The sequence below is a fragment of the Lonsdalea britannica genome, from assembly GCF_003515985.1.
GTDB classification, from domain to species: Bacteria; Pseudomonadota; Gammaproteobacteria; order Enterobacterales; family Enterobacteriaceae; genus Lonsdalea; species Lonsdalea britannica.
Genome location: NZ_CP023009.1, coordinates 1,039,353 through 1,060,031 on the forward strand (window position 1 = coordinate 1,039,353; position 20,679 = coordinate 1,060,031).

Genomic DNA, 20,679 nt, shown 5'->3' on the forward strand with positions numbered 1-20,679 from the left:
TCAGGAGTATGATTACCGACTTGAGCCGCTGCAGACATTGCGGCATAACATTTCTATCCTCGACGACAGGCACGGACTGATACGATGAAATTGATCGGGAAACTACTCATCTCACTGCTGTTACTGACCTTTCTGGTTTTGGTGGCGCTTTATCTCGCGCTGCAGACCGAATGGGGAGCCAACTGGATCAGCCGTTGGGTTAGTCAACATACCGAATACAGACTATCGCTGAAAAAGGTGTCTCTGGACTGGACGTCGCCCAGCGTATTCCAGCTCGCAGAGGTTTCATTCGGCCGTGAAAATCAGCCGACGACATTGGTCGCCAAACAGGTCTCCGTCGGGCTTAGCGTCCGCCAAATTACTACGCCGTCTCATTTCGCCAGCCTGCAGTTGGAAGGCGGAACGCTCAATCTGAGTCAAACCGGTTACGCATTGCCTTTTAAGGCTGACGTGTTGCAGTTCAAGGACATGGCGCTACAGGTGCAAGACGGCGACTGGCGGCTCAACGGACAGCAGATCAACGGCGGCATCACACCGTGGGAGCCGCAGTCCGGTCATCTGCTGGGAAACAATGCGCGTTTCCAACTCAGTGCCCGCTCGCTGACGCTGAATGATATGCCCGTCAGTCAGGTGTTTGTTGAAGGCACATTCGACAATCAGCGCCTGACGCTTAGCAACTTCGGCGCCAATGTCGCCCGGGGGGAGCTGACTGGCAGCGCGCAGCGCGCGGACGATGGTAGTTGGAAGATTGATCGCCTCAGGTTGAGTAATGTGAGGCTGCAAACTTCGCGCTCCCTCTCCGATTTCTGGCGACCTGCCGCACCGCTGCCCGCCATCAGCATTGAGCGTTTCGATCTGATAGATGCCCGCATCGAGGGGCCGGGCTGGGCCGCCAGCGATCTTGACGCCACACTGCAACACGTCACTTTTCAACAGGATAACTGGCAGAGTGAGGACGGCTCGCTGTCGTTCAACGCATCCGATCTTATCAACGGCGACATGCATCTGATCGATCCGATTATCAATCTGGACCTGTCCGCCCAGGGGATCGCCATCCGCCAGTTCTCGACCCGTTGGGAAAGAGGACTGCTGCGTGCCAGCGGCAACTGGCAGCGCAGCGACCGCCGGCTGACGCTGGATGAGCTGGTGATCGCGGGAATGGAATACACCCTGCCGGGAGACTGGCGTCAACGCTGGCAACAGACATTGCCGTCGTGGCTGGAAACGGTCTCCGTCAAAAAATTTACCGCCAACCGTAACCTGCTGATCGATATCAATCCAGACTTCCCGTTCCAAGTAACCGCGCTTGACGGCTATGGCAGCGACCTGATGCTGGCCCGCGAGCACCAGTGGGGAATCTGGGCAGGCTCGCTTAACCTGAACGCCAGCGATGCCACGTTCAATAAAGTGGATATTCGACGCCCATCGCTGGCATTGACGGCGGACAACGAACGGATCACGTTTACCGATCTCAGCGCCTTTACGCCGGGGGGACTGTTGGAAGCAAAAGCCGATATCGGTCAGTCCCCTGCGCGTGAATTTACGCTGGATATGAATGCCAAATCCGCGGCATTCGACACATTGCTTCTCTGGGGCTGGCCGACGCCGACTCGCACGCCATCGGGTAATCTCAATTTTCAGTTAAAGCTGAAAGGTCAGATGGAGAATGCCTCGCCGCTGAAGCCCACCCTAAACGGCGTTTTGCAGGGAACAGACAACGATGGGCAACCGGTTTATCAACGGTTGTATCAGGGTATTCTGCAGGAAGGAGCGCCGACGCCCTAAGTCAAGCGAGGCGATGACAAACAGAAGGCCGGATTCGTCATCCGGCCTTCTGTTATTCGTGAAGAGTTATTCCCGAAACCATCGATATCTGCGCCGTAAATCACTCAGTCGCCCGATAAACCCGAAGGCTCCAGAGGATCATCCGGTGTCGGCGGCAAGACCATGTACACGCCTTCAAATAATGCTCCTTTTGACCCTTCACCGAATAATTCAACGTTCAGATGCACCCTTGCCCGACGACCGCGAGCCAGCTTGTCCAGATCGCCGCTGAGCGACCCAAGATTAGCCACCGCGCTGGGACGGCCGGTGATCGGTGAGCTGTAACGAATATGCGCATCCGCCAAAACGATAGTGCCGCCCAACTGACGCTCCCGCAGCAGTAGCCAAATCAGCCCCCAGCCGGTCAAAGTCGCCAGAGAAAACAGGCTGCCAGCGAAGATGGTGTGATGGGGGTTCTGATTGACGACTTCCGGCATCGTGGTAATGAACTTCTTGCCGGTGTACTGACTGATGCGCACACCCATCTTTTCACTCAGCGGTATATGATCGTGCCAGGCTTGTTGTAGCTGTCCGCACCAGTCAGGGCGGTGCAAAATATCATCCAGCGTCGCCACCGGTTTAATCATCAGGAAATGCCGAATTGGCGTTGTCTGCGGCGTCGTGATCTCGCCCTGATCCACAAATCCCAGCTTGGCGAAAAAGGCTTTCGCTTCTTCACGCGCGCTACATACCACACGCTTGGCTCCCTCCTGACGCGCCACTGACTCCAGTGCCATCGCCAGCAAGGTGCCCAACCCTTTACGTCGAACGTCGGGGTGAACCGCCAGAAAACGGATAGAGGCCTCATTGTCAGCGTTGATATAGAGCCGTCCCACGGCGACCAGACGCCCTTGGACGTCAACGACGGTCTGATGATGGGCTAGCGAGTCATAGGCGTCGCGTTCGGAGCCTAACGGCTGCTGCAACGGTTTACGCAGCATCTCCCAGCGAAACTGGTAGTAGGCGTCCAGCTCTTTGGCGCTTTCCGGCACTCTCAAGTGATACATAAACAGCCTCGGTTAACCAAGAGATGCATTGCGATCTATGCCTGTAACCAGAAGGTCACGGGGCCATCGTTGACCAATTCAACCTTCATATCGGCGGCAAAACGACCCGTTTCGGTGGTCATGCCTTGCTCCCGGCATCGGCCGACAAAATAGTGATATAACCGTTCGGCTTCGGCAGGCGCGGCTCCACGCGAAAAACTAGGACGCATCCCCTTCTTCGTATCGGCCGCCAGCGTAAACTGCGATACCACCAGCAGGCTGCCGCCAGCCTGACGCACATTCAGGTTCATCTTATCCTGCTCATCGCCGAAAATTCGGTACCCGATCACCCGTTCGCATAGCCGCTCGGCATTCTTTTCGTCATCACCCTGCTCAACGCCCAGCAATACGACCAATCCCGCATCGATTTTACCGATAACTTCATTATCCACGGTAACGCTGGCTCTGGAGACGCGCTGAATTAACCCAATCATAAAAACGTTGCTGCTCCTGTCTGATACTGAATGGAAACGGCCTGGCGCTATTCACTCACCGTGGCGGAATGAGAAGAAAAGAAGTCTGTCAGAACCTGACGATCGTTGACCTGAATGGCATGGATGCCCAACGCGGAAGCCGCGATGATATTGTCCGCATTGTCATCGAAGAAGATAGTGTCTTGAGCGAGGTATCCTTCCTGCTGCAACACATATTCGTAAATGCCAGCCTCAGGTTTACGCATGCCAAGTTCTTGCGACAAATACATATGGTCGGCCGCCTGCTCTATCTCAGGATAAAGCGAAGACCACTGCTGATGATGCAGGCGGTTGGTGTTCGAAAGTACCACGACCCGCTGCCCGTCGCGCCGTAGCTGCTGCATGATATCCAACACTTCAGGACGTACTCCGATAAAGATCGATTCCCAGCCTGCGGCAAACTGCTCAAAGCTGAGGGCAATCCCCATTTCGTGGCACAGCTCAGAGGCGAATGCCTCATCATCGATCTCGCCGCGCTCATGTTGTTCAAACGCATGCCCCATAACAAAGCGTTCGCTCAGGCTAGCCAGGGGGACACCGCTAAGGTTGCTCCATACTCCCAGCACCCGTTTGAAATCGATATCAATGACGACGTTGCCCAAATCAAAGATATACAACATAGGTCCTCCTGATGAGTGAGTAGGCTTTCACTGTAACGGTAAAAAGGAGAACTGAACAGAGAAGATCTAAGGCCTCACACACCGTTTTCGGGCGTGGTCTTACTCTGCCAAATAAGGATAACCCAATGAAAATAAATAAAAAAAGCCAGTCAGCTTTCGCTGACTGGCTTTTTCTGAAACGAGACCGTCGTTACAGAAAAGACACTTAGTCTTCTTTGCTCGAGCGACCCGCGCGGCGGCGGTCGTTTTCGGTCAGGTGACGTTTACGCAGACGAACAGACGTCGGCGTCACTTCTACCAGTTCGTCGTCATCGATGAATTCCAGAGCCTGCTCCAGAGTCATCTTGACCGGCGGTACCAGCGTCGTGGCTTCATCCGTACCGGAAGCACGCATGTTGGTCAGTTTCTTACCGGTCAGGCAGTTCACGGTCAGGTCGTTAGAACGTGAGTGAATACCGATGATCTGGCCTTCATAAACTTCGGCACCGTGACCCAGGAACAATTTACCGCGATCCTGCAGACCGTACAGAGCAAATGCGACCGCTTTACCCTGACCATTAGAGATCAGTACGCCGTTCTGACGCTGACCGATATCGCCCGGACGCACGTCATCGTAATGACTGAACGTGGAGTACAGCAGACCAGTACCCGATGTCATGGTCATGAACTCGGTACGGAAACCGATCAGACCGCGGCTTGGGATAACGTAGTCGAGACGAATACGGCCCTTGCCATCCGGAACCATATCTTTAACGTCGCCTTTACGCTCGCCCATCGCCTGCATGACGGAGCCCTGATGCTGTTCTTCGATATCCAGCGTCACGTTTTCAAACGGCTCTTGATTGCGACCGTCGATCACGCGGTTGATAACTTTCGGACGTGAAACGGCCATTTCGAAGCCTTCACGACGCATGTTTTCAATCAGAACGGACAGGTGAAGCTCACCACGACCGGATACGCGGAAAGCATCCGCATCTTCAGTCTCTTCCACGCGCAGCGCAACGTTGTGGATCAGTTCTTTGTTCAGACGCTCAAGGATCTGACGCGACGTCACGAACTTACCTTCTTTACCGCAGAAAGGAGACGTGTTGACGCAGAAGAACATGGTCACGGTCGGTTCGTCGACGCTCAGCGCAGGCAGCGCTTCAACGGTAGCCGGATCGCAAATAGTATCGGAAATGTTCAGTTCGCCCAGACCGGTGATAGCGATGATATCGCCCGCTTCAGCCAGCGTGGATTCGATACGCTCCAGACCCATGTGGCCCAAGACTTTACCGACTTTACCGTTACGCGTTTTGCCTTCGCTGTCAATGACAGTAACCTGCTGGTTAGGCTTAACCATGCCGCGTTTGATACGGCCGATACCGATAACACCGACGTAGTTGTTGTAGTCCAGCTGGGAGATTTGCATCTGCAGCGGGCCGTCGCGGTCCACTTTCGGCGCTTCAACGTGTTCGATGATCGCTTCAAACAGCGGAGTCATGTCGCTGGCCATGTCGGAGTGATCCAGACCGGCGATACCGTTCAACGCGGAAGCGTAAACGATCGGGAAGTCCAGCTGCTCGTCAGTAGCATCCAGGTTTACGAACAGGTCGAATACCTGATCGACAACCCAGTCAGGGCGTGCGCCCGGACGGTCAACTTTGTTGATGACCACGATCGGCTTCAGACCATTGGCAAATGCTTTTTTGGTCACGAAACGGGTCTGCGGCATCGGGCCATCCATTGCATCAACGACCAGTAGCACCGAGTCAACCATCGACATAACACGTTCTACCTCACCGCCGAAGTCGGCGTGTCCTGGGGTATCAACGATGTTAATGCGGTAGTCTTTCCAATTGATGGCGGTATTTTTAGCGAGGATGGTGATCCCACGCTCTTTCTCCAAATCGTTGGAGTCCATAACACGTTCGGTGGCTTCACTACGTTCATCAAACGTACCGGACTGTTGTAGCAGCTTGTCGACCAGGGTGGTTTTCCCATGGTCAACGTGCGCAATAATAGCGATGTTACGCAAATTTTCGATCACAGCTTTGCCTCAGGCATTTAGAAATAGCGCGCTATTGTACACGGATTAATCGAGGGACTAAACAGGATCACAAACATCTCTTGCAAACAACCTCACATTGAGGAGGTTGTGATCCCTTTCACGGTGCAATTGCGCTACAAACACATTGAAGAGCACCAATATGGTGCTAACAATGCAAAATAAAGCACTATTTTGGTGCAGATTACTATATTGGTGCAGTCGAAGACCACTGAGAAAACCAGAGAATGGGCTCTCGGGCACAAATACTAAAGTTGGCACAGATTTAGCTATAGTCTACGTACGGTAACAACAACATGCCACAACGATATTCGTTCCACGACGATAAATGATATAACCCGGGAGAACCAAGTATGTCAGTTGAACACGTTTTGACGCTGCTGAAAGAACATGAGGTGAAATTCGTCGACCTTCGTTTCACCGATACTAAAGGTAAAGAACAGCACGTCACGATCCCTTCCCATCAGGTAGATTCAGATTTCTTCGAAGACGGCAAAATGTTCGATGGTTCTTCTATCGGCGGATGGAAAGGCATCAACGAATCAGACATGGTGTTAATGCCTGACGTCACAACCGCCGTTCTCGACCCGTTCTACGAAGAGTCGACGCTGATCATCCGCTGTGACATCCTCGAGCCAGGCACAATGCAGGGCTACGATCGCGACCCGCGTTCCATCGCTAAACGCGCAGAGGACTTCCTGAGTTCTTCCGGTATCGCGGATACCGTACTGTTCGGGCCAGAACCCGAGTTCTTCCTGTTTGATGACGTTCGCTTCGGCAGCAGCATCTCCGGCTCCCATGTCACTATCGACGATATCGAAGGTGCCTGGAACTCCAGCAAAGAATACGAAGGCGGCAATAAAGGCCATCGTCCGTCCGTGAAAGGCGGTTACTTCCCGGTTCCTCCTGTCGACTCTTCTCAGGACATCCGTTCCACCATGTGTCTGACCATGGAGCAGATGGGTCTGGTGGTTGAAGCCCATCACCACGAAGTCGCGACGGCAGGTCAGAATGAAGTGGCTACTCGCTTCAACACCATGACCAAAAAAGCCGACGAAATTCAGATTTATAAATACGTCGTCCACAACGTTGCACACGCTTTCGGTAAAACCGCAACGTTCATGCCGAAACCGATGTTCGGCGACAATGGTTCTGGTATGCACTGCCACATGTCTCTGTCCAAAGACGGCGTAAACCTGTTTTCCGGCGACAAATACGGCGGCCTGTCCGAAATGGCGCTGTACTACATCGGCGGCGTTATCAAACACGCAAAAGCGATCAACGCACTGACCAACCCGGCGACCAACTCTTACAAACGACTGGTTCCTGGCTACGAAGCACCGGTCATGCTGGCATACTCCGCGCGTAACCGTTCTGCCTCTATCCGTATCCCGGTGGTCGCAAGCCCGAAAGCGCGCCGTATCGAAGTCCGCTTCCCGGATCCGGCAGCCAACCCGTACCTGGCTTTCACCGCACTGCTGATGGCCGGTCTGGACGGTATCATCAACAAGATCCATCCTGGCGATGCCATGGATAAGAACTTGTACGATCTGCCACCGGAAGAAGCGAGTGAAATCCCAACCGTAGCAGGCTCACTGGAAGAAGCGTTGAATGCGCTGAACGAAGACCGTGAGTTCCTGACCCGCGGCGGCGTCTTCACCGAAGACTCCATCGATGCTTACATCGAACTGCGTCGTGCGGAAAATGATCGCGTACGCATGACTCCGCATCCGGTAGAGTTCGAACTGTACTACAGCGTGTAAGTGTTCGCGCAATGACGGCAGCCCGAATAATAACGATGTTGAAGCTGCCGTCACCAACAAGATTTCTTGTTTATTTGTTGCCGTGGAAACTTTTCAGCCCATCTTCGGATGGGCTTTTTTCTCCGCGCGGCATCGTACGGTTGCTAAGCAATATTTATCAATCCAGAATGTAACGCACTAAAAAAGTGCAGGAGTCTGCGTTATGGCAACAGGCACGCTGCCCGATGCTGGGCAGATCCTCAATTCTTTAATTAACAGCATCCTACTGCTGGATAAAAATCTGGCGATCCATTATTCGAACCCAGCAGCCCAACAACTACTGGCGCAAAGCTCGCGGAAACTATCGGGAACGCCATTGCCTGAACTGCTTGGCTATTTCTCGCTAAATATCGATTTGATGCTGGAAAGCCTCAACTCCGGGCAGGGCTTTACGGATAACGAAGTCACCATCGTGGTGGACGGCAGAGCCCACATCATGTCGCTAACGGCGCAGCGTATTCAGAATGATTATATTTTGATGGAAATGGCGCCGATGGATAACCAGCGCAAACTCAGCCAGGAGCAGCTACAACACGCGCAGCAGCTGGCGGCACGAGATTTGGTTCGTGGTCTTGCTCACGAAATTAAAAACCCGCTGGGAGGCTTGCGCGGCGCGGCGCAGCTACTGTCCAAAGCACTGCCCGACCCGTCTTTGACGGAATATACCAAAGTCATTATCGAACAGGCGGATCGCTTGCGTAATCTGGTCGATCGTCTGTTAGGGCCGCAGCAACCGGGGCTGCACGTCACGCAAAGTATTCATCAGGTCGCGGAGCGCGTCTTCCAGCTGGTTTCACTGGAAAAAGCCGATAACGTCACGCTGGTCAGGGATTACGACCCCAGCCTGCCGGAATTGATGCACGACCCGGATCAGATTGAACAGGTCCTGCTGAATATCACCCGCAACGCATTGCAGGCGTTGGGTGAAGAAGGCGGTTCCATCACCATCCGTACCCGCACGGCCTTCCAGCTCACGCTGCACGGCGTCCGCTATCGTTTAGTGGCCCGTATCGATATTGCAGATGATGGCCCGGGTGTCCCCGCTCATTTACAAGATACCTTGTTTTATCCGATGGTAAGCGGACGCGAAGGGGGCACCGGACTAGGATTGTCGATCGCCCGTAATCTTATCGATCAACACTCCGGTAAAATTGAATTTAACAGTTGGCCAGGTCACACCGAATTTTCGGTCTATCTGCCCATCCGCCAGTGAGGTCCATGATGCAACGAGGGATAGTCTGGATTGTCGACGACGATAGCTCCATCCGCTGGGTGCTCGAACGCGCGCTCACAGGAGCCGGCTTAACCTGCGCGACGTTTGATAACGGGAATCAGGTATTAAACGCATTATCCACGCAAACACCGGATGTACTGCTTTCCGATATCCGTATGCCGGGAATGGACGGGCTGGCCCTGCTGCAACAAATTAAACAGCGCCACCCCATGCTGCCGGTCATTATTATGACGGCGCATTCCGATTTAGATGCGGCCGTCAGCGCTTATCAGCAGGGTGCTTTCGACTACCTGCCCAAACCGTTCGATATCGATGAAGCGGTTGCGCTAGTCGAACGCGCCATCAGCCACTACATGGAACAGCAGCAACCGGTCCGTAATCAGCCGATCAGCGGGCCGACGACGGATATCATCGGGGAAGCGCCCGCAATGCAGGACGTTTTCCGGATCATAGGACGCCTTTCGCGCTCTTCCATCAGCGTCTTGATCAACGGGGAATCCGGTACGGGTAAAGAGCTGGTCGCGCATGCGTTGCATCGCCACAGCCCTCGCGCTAAAGCCCCTTTCATCGCGCTGAATATGGCCGCCATCCCCAAGGATTTGATCGAATCAGAGCTGTTCGGCCATGAGAAAGGCGCCTTCACCGGCGCGAATCAGATTCGCCAGGGCCGCTTTGAGCAGGCCGATGGCGGTACGCTGTTTCTGGATGAAATCGGCGACATGCCGTTGGATGTGCAGACTCGACTGTTGCGCGTACTGGCCGATGGGCAGTTCTACCGCGTAGGGGGATATGCGGCGGTCAAAGTTGATGTCCGGATTATTGCTGCAACCCACCAGAATCTGGAGCTGCGAGTACAGGAAGGCAAATTTCGCGAAGATTTGTTCCATCGCCTGAACGTCATTCGCGTACATCTGCCGCCGCTGCGGGAGCGTCGGGAAGATATTCCTCGCCTCGCCCGCTACTTCCTGCAGGCGACCGCCAAGGAGCTGGGCGTTGAACCGAAGAACCTGCATCCCGAGACGGAAGCGGCGCTAACGCGTCTGCCGTGGCCTGGCAACGTCCGCCAGCTGGAAAATACCTGCCGTTGGTTGACCGTCATGGCTGCGGGTCAGGAAGTGCTGATTCAGGATTTGCCGCCGGAGCTGTTTGAAACCACCGCGCCTGACGCCACGGTACATGTTCAGCCAGACAGCTGGGCAACCCTGCTGGCGCAATGGGCTGACCGGGCGTTGCGTTCCGGTCATCAAAACCTGTTGGCGGAAGCCCAGCCAGAAATGGAGAGAACGCTGCTGACGACCGCGCTCCGTCACACACAGGGGCATAAACAGGAAGCCGCGCGTCTGTTGGGCTGGGGGCGTAATACGCTTACACGCAAACTGAAAGAGTTGGGGATGGAGTAGTCGGATTGCCGCTCTTCTTATCGGCTTTTTAGTCGGTCGGGGGAGCGGGAAAGGGGCATCTCAGCGCAGGTATTATTGTCGTCATTTTATACTTTACATGATCATCACTAGCAGTATGATCACTGCGCTGACAGGAGAATGTAACCATGTTGGAATCACTTTTTTCGGCGTTGTCACACGGCGCTGAAATGGGCAATGCGGTGGGACACTCCCCGCAGACGGCCATCGCAGCCGTGTTGTGTGCCGCCTTGATTAACTTTTTTAGCTGATCCCGCAGGCCATCATCGTGGGTTCACGCTGGCAGGAAAGATAAAAACAGCCGCTTAGCGGCTGTTTTTGTTTCTATCAGGACTTATATCACCCGAGAAAACTGGCGAGTTCGCATCTTACTGCGCAGATAGATGTCGAAACACATGCAAATATTACGGATTAGCAAGCGTCCCTTCGGCGTCACAATCAACTCCCGAGACGTCACCTCGATCAGACCATCCGCCACCATCGGCTCCAGCAAGGTCAGATCCTCTGAGAAATAATCATCAAAATTGATCTGATAATCCATTTCTATCGCGGAGTAGCTCAGCCGGAAGTTGCAGATCAGCGTTTTAATGACGTCCCGACGAATGCAATCGTCACGCGTCAGCTGCACACCGCGCCACAGCGCGTTGCCCTGGGTCTGCACCTGAGTGTAGTAGTCCTTCAAAACCTTCTGATTCTGAGCATAACTATCACCGATCATACTAATCGCGGAAACGCCCATTCCCAGCAAATCGGTCTCGCCCTGCGTCGTATAGCCCTGAAAGTTTCTATGCAGCTTCCCTTCGCGCTGCGCCACAGCTAACTCATCATCGGGACGCGCGAAATGATCCATACCAATGAACTGATAGCCCGAGGCGGTCAGGTCATGAATTGTTTGCTGTAAAATATCCAGCTTCTGCTCGGCGCCAGGCAAATCCGCCTCTTTTATTTTCCGCTGCGCGGCAAATAGCGTCGGGAGGTGGGCGTAGTTGAACACGCTCAACCGGTGCGGACCTAACTCCGCCACGCGTTGCAGTGTATAGGCGAAACTCTCCGGCGTCTGTTTCGGCAGGCCGTAAATCAAATCGATATTGGTGGAGGCGAACCCAAGCGCCTTGGCCCGTTCGATCAGGGCAAAGATAAACGCTTCATCCTGTTCACGATTGACTAATCGCTGAACCTCTTTATTGAAGTCTTGTACCCCCATGCTCAGGCGGTTGAACCCTTCCTGATGCAGGTGATCCACGATATCCAACTCGATTTCACGCGGGTCTATCTCTAGCGACATCTCCGCATGAGCGTCAAACGTAAACTGCTCGCGCAACAGCGCCATTAATCGGGTGATTTGTTTTGCATTCAGAAACGTCGGGGTTCCGCCGCCCCAATGCATCTGAGTGACCGTTCGTCCGGCGAACAGGGGCGCCCGCTGACGAATTTCCAGTTCAAGGACATCCAGATACTCGTCCGCCTTATGCAGCTGACGCGTCACCAGCTTGTTGCACCCGCAGAAATAGCACAGACGATGGCAAAACGGGATGTGGATATACAGGGAAAGTGGTCGCTCGGGGTAACGAGCGGCCGCTTGCAGAAAAGCGGATTCATCGTAGCTTTCGGTGAATTCCAGCGCGGTAGGGTAAGACGTATAGCGGGGTCCGGAATAATTATACTTTTGTATCAGCTCCAGATCCCAATCGATGCTCGTTCCAGACATATTGCTGCTTACTCCTTGCGGTATCGTTTATTGCCTGACCGTCTCTGCGGTATTGGCTGCTGTCGGGAAGACAGGCTGCGTCGCAGCAATCGCGTCTTCCTGTTCGACAGACACCACAGTTTAGCCAACAGACTCAGCAAAAAACACATAACCAGCAAGGTTAAAATCAGAAACAGCCCTTTAAACATCAATATCCGTCTTTAGGGTTATTCCGTTTGAGCAACTGCAGCATATCTTCCTGAGGTTCTTCTTCATCGTCCTCGTCATCGCCCAACTCAATGCCCAGCTGCTCCATCAGTGCATCGATGCGGTCGAGTTTCTCATCAACCCAAGACTGGTCTTTCACTGAAAGCGTTTCCCCTTTCTCGAGCAGATCCAGCAGTTCGTCCAGTCGCGGATCGTTTTCCAGCATTTCCAGCTCGGCTTCAGGAGACAGCACCACTTTTTTCTCCAGTTCCGGCTCAGGAATAGAGGAAACCGGCGCGGCATCAGCCGTGGTCAGTGGGATCTTTTTCTTACTGCCAATACGCGGATCGACAACTTTTCCCAGCCCGGAGGTCGTCTTGTTATCGTTTCCACCCTGGGCGCGACTTCCCGCAGCCAGTCCACGGCGTTTTTTCTGACGCTTGCGTGCACGAGCTTCGGTATCCAATTCTTCACGGGTTTTTCTTTTGATTTTAGGTTTGGCGGCCTTACCGCCCGGCCGTTTGAATGGCTGTTTCATGGCATCGCTCTCAGATTATTAAGAATGTAGGGAATTGCGGCGGAATCTAGCAGAAAGCGTACGAATAAAAAAGCACCCAACTTCACGGAAGAGGCTTTTATTTTTTCACAATATTACGCTGACGTCGTCAAAGTGACGATACAGATAAAGACCACAGCCACGGCAAGTTACAGGTATAATCGCTGAGTAACTATTAATCCAGACAGAGACGAAGATTGTGACCCATCAATACAACTACCAGGTGACCCATTTCGTTACCAGTGCCCCGGACATTCGCCATTTGCCCGCAGATAGCGGTATTGAAGTCGCCTTTGCTGGACGTTCAAACGCCGGAAAGTCCAGTGCTCTTAATACGCTAACCAATCAGAAAAGCCTGGCCAGAACCAGTAAAACCCCAGGGCGCACTCAGCTGATCAACCTGTTTGAGGTGGTCGACGGCGTACGACTGGTGGACTTGCCCGGCTACGGCTACGCGGAAGTGCCGGAAGAAATGAAGCGGAAATGGCAGCGCGCCTTGGGCGAATATCTGCAGAAACGTCAATGCTTGCAGGGATTGGTGGTGCTGATGGATATCCGTCATCCGCTCAAGGATCTCGACCAACAGATGCTGGAGTGGGCGGTTGCCGCTGAACTACCTGTGCTGGTTCTATTGACCAAGGCCGACAAGCTGGCTCAGGGCGCGCGCAAAGCGCAGCTGAACATGGTGCGTGAAGCCATACTGCCGCTGATGGGCGATATTCAGGTGGAAACGTTCTCCTCCCTGAAAAAGAGCGGCGTAGATAAGCTGAGCGAGAAACTGGACAGCTGGTTCAACGGAACCCCGTACGAAGATTTTCCTGATCAGGGCGAATAATACCCTGATATCACGGGCATAAAGTCCGCCGGCATGACTCCCCATCGCGGTCAGTATTTCAGCGACCCAATAAAAAACGCCCCGCTCAGAAAACCGAGCGGGGCGGCTAATATTCAGCCAAATCCGATTACGTGAAGTAAAAGGTCTGAAAGATAGAACATCTTACCTCTGTACCCTACGGAAATAACTCTACCCTATTTTTTTACGGCTACAAAGATTTTTTTGTTGTTTACTTTCACGCATTGCGTAAAGCATCGCCATAAAAGCGGACATCGCCGCATGATCTTGTAGCTTAATTACAAAACGGGCCATTTTCTGATGAAATTGACTCAAGTTTGTCCACCACCACACTAGATAACACGATGAATTACGGGCATTAATTAGGCAGGTTTGCCTGCCCCAGGTCGACCCAAGGGCAGGCGGAATCGAACGATTTCAGTCAGGAAAGAGAGATGTATTAGTGTGCCTGATCCCAGTTAATACCGGTTCCCACATCCACCCGTAGCGGCACATCCAGCTTCATGCATCCTTCCATCAACGCCTTGATTTTCGCCTTGGATTGCTCCAGCACGGAGTCATGCACTTCGAACACCAATTCATCGTGAACCTGCATGATCATGGTCACCAACGGTTCGTCCTGTTGCTGCAACCAACCGTCGATGGCGATCATTGCTTTCTTAATGATGTCCGCCGCCGTCCCCTGCATCGGTGCGTTGATCGCCGCACGTTCCGCCGCCTTACGGCTCATGGCGTTTCGGGCGTTGATCTCCGGCAGATAGAGGCGTCGACCATCCAGCGTAGAAACATAACCCTGTTCAGCCGCCTGCTCACGCGTGCGCTCCATATACTCCTGAACGCCCGGATAACGCTCGAAGTAGAGATTCATGTATTTCTGAGATTCAGAACGCGGAATATTGAGCTGTCGAGACAGACCAAAGGCGCTCATACCGTATATGAGGCCAAAGTTAATCGCCTTGGCGCTGCGGCGCTGCTCGGACGTCACTTTATCCAACGAAGAACCAAAGACTTCCGCCGCCGTGGCGCGGTGAATATCCAATCCTTCGGAGAAGGCCCGCAGCAGTCCGGTATCCCGTGAGAGATGGGCCATGATACGCAGTTCGATTTGTGAATAGTCCGCCGCGACAATGCTGTAGCCTTCGCGAGCGACAAACGCCTGGCGGATACGTCGTCCTTCCTCGTTACGCACCGGAATGTTTTGCAGGTTGGGATCGCTGGAAGACAATCGACCGGTCGCCGTCACCGCCTGGTGATAGGACGTGTGCACCCTTCCCGTCAGCGGGTTGATCATCACCGGCAGCTTATCCGTATAGGTGGATTTCAGCTTCGACAGGCCGCGGTACTCGAGAATTAGCTTCGGCAACGGATAATCTAACGCCAGTTCCGCCAGCACTTCTTCGTTGGTGGACGGCGCTCCTTTCGGGGTTTTCTTCCTGACGGGCAGCTGCAGTTTTTCATACAGGATATGCTGCAACTGCTTGGTAGAGGAGAGGTTGAAAGGCTCGCCAGCCAGCTCATGAACTTCAACTTCAAGCTCCGCAAGCCGCTTCGTTAACTCTTTGGAGTGCTCGGCAAGAATGCCGGCATCAATCAATACGCCATTGCGTTCCATGCGCGACAAAATCGGCACCAGCGGCATATCAATGTTGTCAAAAACGTTTCGTAGCTCAGGCTCTTTTTCCAGTTTTTCCCACAGCTTCTGGTGCAAGTGCAGCGTGACATCGGCGTCTTCCGCCGCATACACCGCCGCCTGTTCCAGCGGAATTTGATTAAAGGTGAGCTGGTTTTTGCCTTTGCCGGCGATCTCTTCAAACGAGATAGTTTTATGCTGCAGGTAACGTGATGCCATGCTGTCCATATCATGACGGCCGCTCACGCTATCCAATACGTAAGATTCCAGCATCGTGTCGAACGCCATGCCCTGCAACTCAATGTTGTAGCGGGCCAGCACGCCGCGGTCATACTTCAGATTCTGACCAACTTTCAGTACGGCAGGATCTTCCAGCAGCGGCTTAAGCAGTTCCAACGCTCTGTCGCACGTCATCTGTTCCGGAGCATCCAAATAATCGTGACCCAACGGCAGATAGGCGGCCTCGCCCGGCTTATCAGAGAATGAGATACCGACCAGATTGGCGCTCAACGTGTCCAGACTGTCGGTTTCAGTATCGAACGCGAAAACGTCAGCAGACTTCAGACGGTCGATCCACGTCTCGAGCGTCTTCTCATCCAAAATGGTGACATAGCCTTCCTGCGACAGTGAGCGCTCAACCGCCGCCACACTTTTTTCTTCAACCGCTGCAGGTTTGTTTTTCGCTGCGACCGGACTCTTTTTGCCCTGCAACCAGACGCCTGATTCCAGTTCAATCTGCCAACGCCGGAACTCATAATGCTTGAACAGCTCACTCAGCTCGTCCACTTGCGGCTCGGTGACCGCCAGCTGTTCACAGCTCAGCTCCAGCTCGACGTCAGTTTTGATGGTAGCCAACTGGTAAGAGAGATAAGCCACCTCTTTATGCTGTTCCAGTTTAGCCGCCATGGTTTTAGCGCCGCGGAAGGAAAGATCGGCGATTTTATCCAGATTGGCGTACAGCGTATCCAAACCGCCCAGCCCTTGCAGCAGCGCCTGAGCCGTTTTCTCACCCACGCCCGGCACGCCGGGAATGTTATCGGAGGCATCGCCCATCAACGCAAGGAAGTCGATCATCAGTTCCGGCGGAATACCATATTTGTCACACACTTCCTGAGGACCCAGGATAGCGTTGTTCATGGTGTTGATTAGAGTAATGTTGGGCGTCACCAGCTGCGCCATATCTTTATCACCGGTGCTGATCAGCACCGGCGTCGACTTCAACTCAGCCTGCTGAGCCAGAGTGCCGATGACATCGTCCGCTTCCACGCCCGAAACCGCTAACAGCGGCAGGCCCATCGCCCTGACCATTTTATGCAACGGCTCGATCTGAGCCCGCAGGTCATCCGGCATCGGGGGACGGTGAGATTTGTAATGTTCAAACAGCTCATCACGAAAGGTTTTTCCTTTCGCATCAAACACAACCGCAACGTGGCTGGGATGATATTGAAGCAACAGGCTGCGCAGCATGTTCAGCACGCCGTACATCGCCCCGGTAGGTTCGCCTGCACTGTTCGTCAGCGGAGGGAAAGCGTGATAGGCGCGGTATAAGTAAGATGAACCGTCGACAAGAATTAAAGGGTTGTCTGCTATTTGAGCCATAATCTGTTTCAATTGTTATTTCCAGCCATCATATAAGCATGCCATAGGTGACAAGAAGAGACGAATAATAACGCGTCAATACGGCAACGCTTTCGTGACGTATCGCAGAAACTCCTGTGGATAAGTTTGTGCATAGAAATACTTAAATAATTAACAGGAGAATAAATATCGCGAGGGGTAATTAAATTGTTAAGCAAAATCAGTTAACTAAAATAGAAACTTGTATTCACTTGTCGTTAACGGAAAACATATAATTTGTGGATACCTATGAAAATAAAACTCAATTTCACGCGGTTATTTTTGCCAAAAGATTCGCTTTCAGAAAAACCGACGCCATACGGCTCTCACCTTATGGCGTCGACTTAAATTACTTTTTAGAAATCAGGAATTTTACGACATCAGCATATTGCTGGACGTAAACGTCCATTGAGCTGGTGTCCAGACCGTCGTTCTTAACCATATATTTGCCGTTCACAAACAGAGACGGAACCCCGCGCAGCTGTAAATCCGCCGCTGCTTTTTCCTGCTGAACCACCAGAGATTTCACGACGAAGCTATTAAGCGCGCTATCGTAGTCTTCCCCTTTAACCCCAGCAGAGATGAAGACGTTACGAATATCTTCCGGTTTCTGCACCGTCTGGTTTTTCTGTACCGCATCAAACATGAGCGGGCTGATTTTATCCTCAACACCCAAGGCAATAGCGACCGCCCACGCTTCCGTCAGGTTTTTTCCCAAGTCCCCAGGAAATCCACATGGTACTTAACCATTTTAGTGCCAGCCGGCAACCCTTTCTGTATCGCATCAGGGATGTGATAAATCTGGGAAAACTGATAGCAATGCGGGCAATAGAAAGAGAAAAATTCCAGGACCTGCGGCTCCTGCGTCGCGGTTCTATCCAGCGTGACAAACTGTTTCCCCTCGGTGAAATCCGCAGCGGAAGCACTGAACGCCATGATGACACCAATCAGTGTTAGCCATACTTTCTTCATATCACTCTTTTCTCCGTTAACTTTAGTACATCGGCGTCAGCTGCAAAGGCGGTTCCTGCAACAGCTTAACCTGCTCGACAAAGGTGGAGGCTTGTTTCGACCAGAAATCGGCATCCTGCATCCAGGGAAAGCTCCTTGGAAACGCAGGGTCTTGCCAACGACGGGCAACCCAGGCCAGATAGTGAATCATTCTCATCGCTCGCAACGGCTCGATGAGTGCCAGTTCCTTCTCATCGAAAGAAGAAAACTCGCTGTAAGCGTCCAACAGAATATCCAGCTGTATTCGCTGCTCACGCCGCTCGCCGTGCAAAAGCATCCACAAATCCTGAATGGCGGGTCCGTTGCGGGCATCATCCAAATCAACGAACAAAGGGCCGTCACGCCACAGAATGTTGCCGGGATGGCAATCTCCGTGCAGTCGGGCCGACGTCGAGTCGTCATGCCAGCAGCGTTTCACTTCTTGAATCAGACGATTGGTCGCGTTCAGAAAGGTTTCCCGCAGCGAAGCTGGTATCAAAGCGCATCGGGATAACTCATCAAACGGCTCATACAGATACTCCTGTAGGCCGATAGTCGGCCGCGCGGCGAAATCGCGTTTACGACCAGTTTGATGAATACGTCCCAAATAACGACCAACCCCTTCCAGCTGGTCGTCGTTATCCATTTCATACTGCCTTCCCCCTACGCTGGGAAAGACGGTAAAGAAAAAGCCATCATGCTCATGCAAGGTCTCCCCTGCAGCGCCAAAGGCGCAACAACCGGCACTTCGTCCTGCGCCAGTTCAGCAGCAAACTGATGTTCTTCGTCGATCTGAGCCTTGCTCCAGCGCTGAGGACGGTAGAATTTGACCACGTAGCGCTTACGATCTTCATCGCTAAGCTGGTATACCCGGTTTTCGTAGCTATTGAGCGCGATTAATCCGGAGTCGACGCGTACGCCTGCAGACCAAAGCGCATCCATGATGACGTCGGGCGACAGGGTATGAAAATTGAATACAGCATCATGCATTGCGTTTAACGCTCCCGTTGCAAAAGGCGTACGCGCGCATCGACGCGAAAAACGAGCTTTTCATTAGTCTTTGATGACTCCACGGGCTCGCAGGATCGCCGTTTTGAAATCCACTTCTACGTCTTTCTGCAACCCTGGGATCGGTTGATCTTGGTTGGAGCCACGCATTTTCAAATGGTAGATAAGGATATCATCAGTCAGATCCCCTAGCGCCCCCTCAAACCCTGCTTCCTTTGCAAGTTTTTGTAAAAATTCCATCAAATTCAAATCAGGTTCCTGCTGCCAGGCCGGGTGCAGCAGTTCAACTAACTCATTCACGCGATGACATTTCATGGTCGGTTCTCCATACTCAACGTTAATAGTCGTGTACTTAGTATGAGGAAAGCGCTTGGCGTTACGCCATTGTTTTCCCTCAGTCAGCATCATTTATTTTCAGGTCAACACATCATGATCACGGGAATCATTCTGGCTGGCGGACAATCCTCGCGGATGGGCGGCCACGATAAAGGTCTGCTCCTGCTGAAGGGCATTCCGCTGTATCAACACGTTTTAACACGGCTGGTCAGCCAGGTGGATAACGTACTCATCAATGCCAACCGGCACCATGAACGTTACCAGCAAAGCGGGTATCCGGTGATCGGTGATATTAACCGCCAATTTGCCGGACCGTTAGCGGGGATGTACTCGGGATTAGCCCTCATGGAAAGCGAATGGGCGCTTTTTGCTCCCTGTGATGTGCCAGCGCTACCGTTAAATCTCGTCTCTCGTTTACAACAGCACATTGGACATCATCCCGCGGCCTATGCGACCGACGGCGAACGCGACCATCCGACGTTACTTCTTATCAATAAAAGCCAGACCCGCGCGCTTGAGGCCTTTCTGTCGAAGGGTGACCGCAAACTGATGCTGTTTCTCAATCACATTGATGTGCAACCCGTGTCATTCGGCGATCAACGTAAGGCATTTCGCAATATTAATACGCCAGAAGAACTTGCTGATTGGCGAGAGGACCTAAAAGATGAGTAGCGCCGTACCGCTTCTGGCGATCGCCGCATACAGCGGTACCGGAAAAACGACATTGTTAACGCAGTTAATTCCCTTACTCAAAGCATCTGGTATTCGCGTCGGCATGATTAAACATACGCACCATGAGATGGATATCGATACACCGGGGAAAGATAGTTATCGCCTCCGCAAAGCGGGGGCTGATCAGACGCTGGTCGCGAGCGCAAAACGCTGGGCATTGATGACGGAAACGCCGGATCAGTCAGAACCTGATCTTGCGTGGCTGGCGAGCAGAATGGATCATACAAAGCTCGATCTGGTGCTGGTCGAAGGCTTTCGCCGCGAGAAGATCCCCAAAATCGTCCTGTATAGGCAGGATACGGGTCATAATGTGGCTGATTTGATCGATAATGACACTCTGGCGATCGCCAGCGATGTGCCCTTAAACGTCCCCGTGCCTCAACTCAATCTGAACCATCCTTCCGCTATCGCCGCCTTTATATGCCAATGGCTCGATGCCCAATAGCCGTGGATATGAGTGAGCCCCCTCCAGATCTTAGCCCGTGACTTAACGCTACAAGGATTAGAGGGGTCGGTGGGGAAGGCAAGAGTAGCGCTCTGTGATAGCTCCCTTTATGGAGCAACCAAGAAAATCCTTAACGATAAGCACCTCGAGCCAG

General features: G+C 52.9%; 17 protein-coding genes and 2 pseudogenes. 8 read left to right on the forward strand and 11 right to left on the reverse strand.

Translation table 11 applies throughout. The annotated features are described in order from the left end of the window. The first annotated feature begins 84 nt into the window (after positions 1-84). Positions 85-1,785 (forward strand): AsmA family protein, encoded by a 1,701-nt coding sequence (locus CKQ53_RS04935; protein WP_085652523.1) that lies wholly within the window; start codon positions 85-87, stop codon positions 1,783-1,785. A 104-nt stretch (positions 1,786-1,889) separates the two neighbouring features. Here the strand turns inward: CKQ53_RS04935 and fabY are convergent, their stop codons facing one another. The 4 genes from fabY to typA form a co-directional block, all read right to left on the reverse strand. Further along, on the reverse strand, positions 1,890-2,831 hold the full coding sequence (gene fabY, locus CKQ53_RS04940) for a fatty acid biosynthesis protein FabY (protein WP_085652524.1): 942 nt from the start codon (positions 2,829-2,831) through the stop codon (positions 1,890-1,892). Between the two features lie 35 nt (positions 2,832-2,866). Further along, positions 2,867-3,304 (reverse strand): D-aminoacyl-tRNA deacylase, encoded by a 438-nt coding sequence (dtd, locus tag CKQ53_RS04945; RefSeq protein WP_085652525.1) that lies wholly within the window; start codon positions 3,302-3,304, stop codon positions 2,867-2,869. A gap of 47 nt (positions 3,305-3,351) precedes the next feature. After that, positions 3,352-3,963, reverse strand: a complete 612-nt coding sequence (gene yihX / locus CKQ53_RS04950; RefSeq protein WP_094118828.1) for a glucose-1-phosphatase — start codon at positions 3,961-3,963, stop codon at positions 3,352-3,354. Between the two features lie 205 nt (positions 3,964-4,168). Then, positions 4,169-5,992: a ribosome-dependent GTPase TypA gene (gene typA, locus CKQ53_RS04955; RefSeq protein WP_085652527.1), complete on the reverse strand. Its 1,824-nt coding sequence runs from the start codon at positions 5,990-5,992 to the stop codon at positions 4,169-4,171. Between the two features lie 371 nt (positions 5,993-6,363). Here typA and glnA point away from each other — a divergent pair, with 371 nt between their 5' ends. From glnA to CKQ53_RS18375, 4 genes are all read left to right on the forward strand, one after another. Next, a complete protein-coding gene (gene glnA, locus CKQ53_RS04960; RefSeq protein WP_085652528.1) occupies positions 6,364-7,773 on the forward strand; it encodes a glutamate--ammonia ligase in 1,410 nt (469 codons plus the stop codon). Positions 7,774-7,975: 202 nt separating this feature from the next. Beyond that, positions 7,976-9,025 carry a nitrogen regulation protein NR(II) gene (gene glnL / locus CKQ53_RS04965; RefSeq protein WP_085652529.1) on the forward strand — a complete coding sequence of 350 codons (1,050 nt, stop codon included), beginning with the start codon at positions 7,976-7,978 and terminating at the stop codon, positions 9,023-9,025. Positions 9,026-9,033: 8 nt separating this feature from the next. Continuing rightward, a complete protein-coding gene (gene glnG / locus CKQ53_RS04970; RefSeq protein ID WP_085652530.1) occupies positions 9,034-10,446 on the forward strand; it encodes a nitrogen regulation protein NR(I) in 1,413 nt (470 codons plus the stop codon). A gap of 146 nt (positions 10,447-10,592) precedes the next feature. After that, positions 10,593-10,715: a YshB family small membrane protein gene (locus CKQ53_RS18375; protein ID WP_139171511.1), complete on the forward strand. Its 123-nt coding sequence runs from the start codon at positions 10,593-10,595 to the stop codon at positions 10,713-10,715. 83 nt (positions 10,716-10,798) lie between these two features. Here the strand turns inward: CKQ53_RS18375 and hemN are convergent, their stop codons facing one another. Next, positions 10,799-12,172, reverse strand: coding sequence for an oxygen-independent coproporphyrinogen III oxidase (gene hemN / locus CKQ53_RS04975; protein WP_094118829.1), 1,374 nt, complete (start codon positions 12,170-12,172; stop codon positions 10,799-10,801). Between the two features lie 187 nt (positions 12,173-12,359). Beyond that, positions 12,360-12,896, reverse strand: a complete 537-nt coding sequence (gene yihI / locus CKQ53_RS04985) for a Der GTPase-activating protein YihI (protein ID WP_085652533.1) — start codon at positions 12,894-12,896, stop codon at positions 12,360-12,362. Between the two features lie 214 nt (positions 12,897-13,110). Between yihI and yihA the strand changes: the two genes are divergently transcribed. After that, on the forward strand, positions 13,111-13,749 hold the full coding sequence (gene yihA, locus CKQ53_RS04990; protein WP_085652534.1) for a ribosome biogenesis GTP-binding protein YihA/YsxC: 639 nt from the start codon (positions 13,111-13,113) through the stop codon (positions 13,747-13,749). Between the two features lie 113 nt (positions 13,750-13,862). Here the strand turns inward: yihA and spfP are convergent, their stop codons facing one another. The 5 genes and pseudogenes from spfP to CKQ53_RS05010 form a co-directional block, all read right to left on the reverse strand. After that, positions 13,863-13,910, reverse strand: coding sequence for a small protein SpfP (spfP, locus tag CKQ53_RS19060; protein ID WP_071892919.1), 48 nt, complete (start codon positions 13,908-13,910; stop codon positions 13,863-13,865). A 296-nt stretch (positions 13,911-14,206) separates the two neighbouring features. After that, on the reverse strand, positions 14,207-16,996 hold the full coding sequence (polA, locus tag CKQ53_RS04995) for a DNA polymerase I (RefSeq protein WP_118895285.1): 2,790 nt from the start codon (positions 16,994-16,996) through the stop codon (positions 14,207-14,209). 367 nt (positions 16,997-17,363) lie between these two features. Next, positions 17,364-17,986, reverse strand: a pseudogene (gene dsbA / locus CKQ53_RS05000) (thiol:disulfide interchange protein DsbA). 22 nt (positions 17,987-18,008) lie between these two features. Beyond that, positions 18,009-18,994 (reverse strand): annotated as a pseudogene (locus CKQ53_RS05005) (serine/threonine protein kinase). Between the two features lie 63 nt (positions 18,995-19,057). Beyond that, positions 19,058-19,327: a YihD family protein gene (locus CKQ53_RS05010; protein WP_085652541.1), complete on the reverse strand. Its 270-nt coding sequence runs from the start codon at positions 19,325-19,327 to the stop codon at positions 19,058-19,060. Between the two features lie 114 nt (positions 19,328-19,441). On the opposite strand from CKQ53_RS05010, the gene mobA reads away from it, so the two are divergent. Continuing rightward, positions 19,442-20,020: a molybdenum cofactor guanylyltransferase MobA gene (mobA, locus tag CKQ53_RS05015; RefSeq protein ID WP_094118831.1), complete on the forward strand. Its 579-nt coding sequence runs from the start codon at positions 19,442-19,444 to the stop codon at positions 20,018-20,020. Next, positions 20,013-20,525 carry a molybdopterin-guanine dinucleotide biosynthesis protein MobB gene (gene mobB / locus CKQ53_RS05020; protein WP_094118832.1) on the forward strand — a complete coding sequence of 171 codons (513 nt, stop codon included), beginning with the start codon at positions 20,013-20,015 and terminating at the stop codon, positions 20,523-20,525. Before mobA ends, mobB begins: the two co-directional genes overlap by 8 nt. Positions 20,526-20,679: the final 154 nt, after the last annotated feature.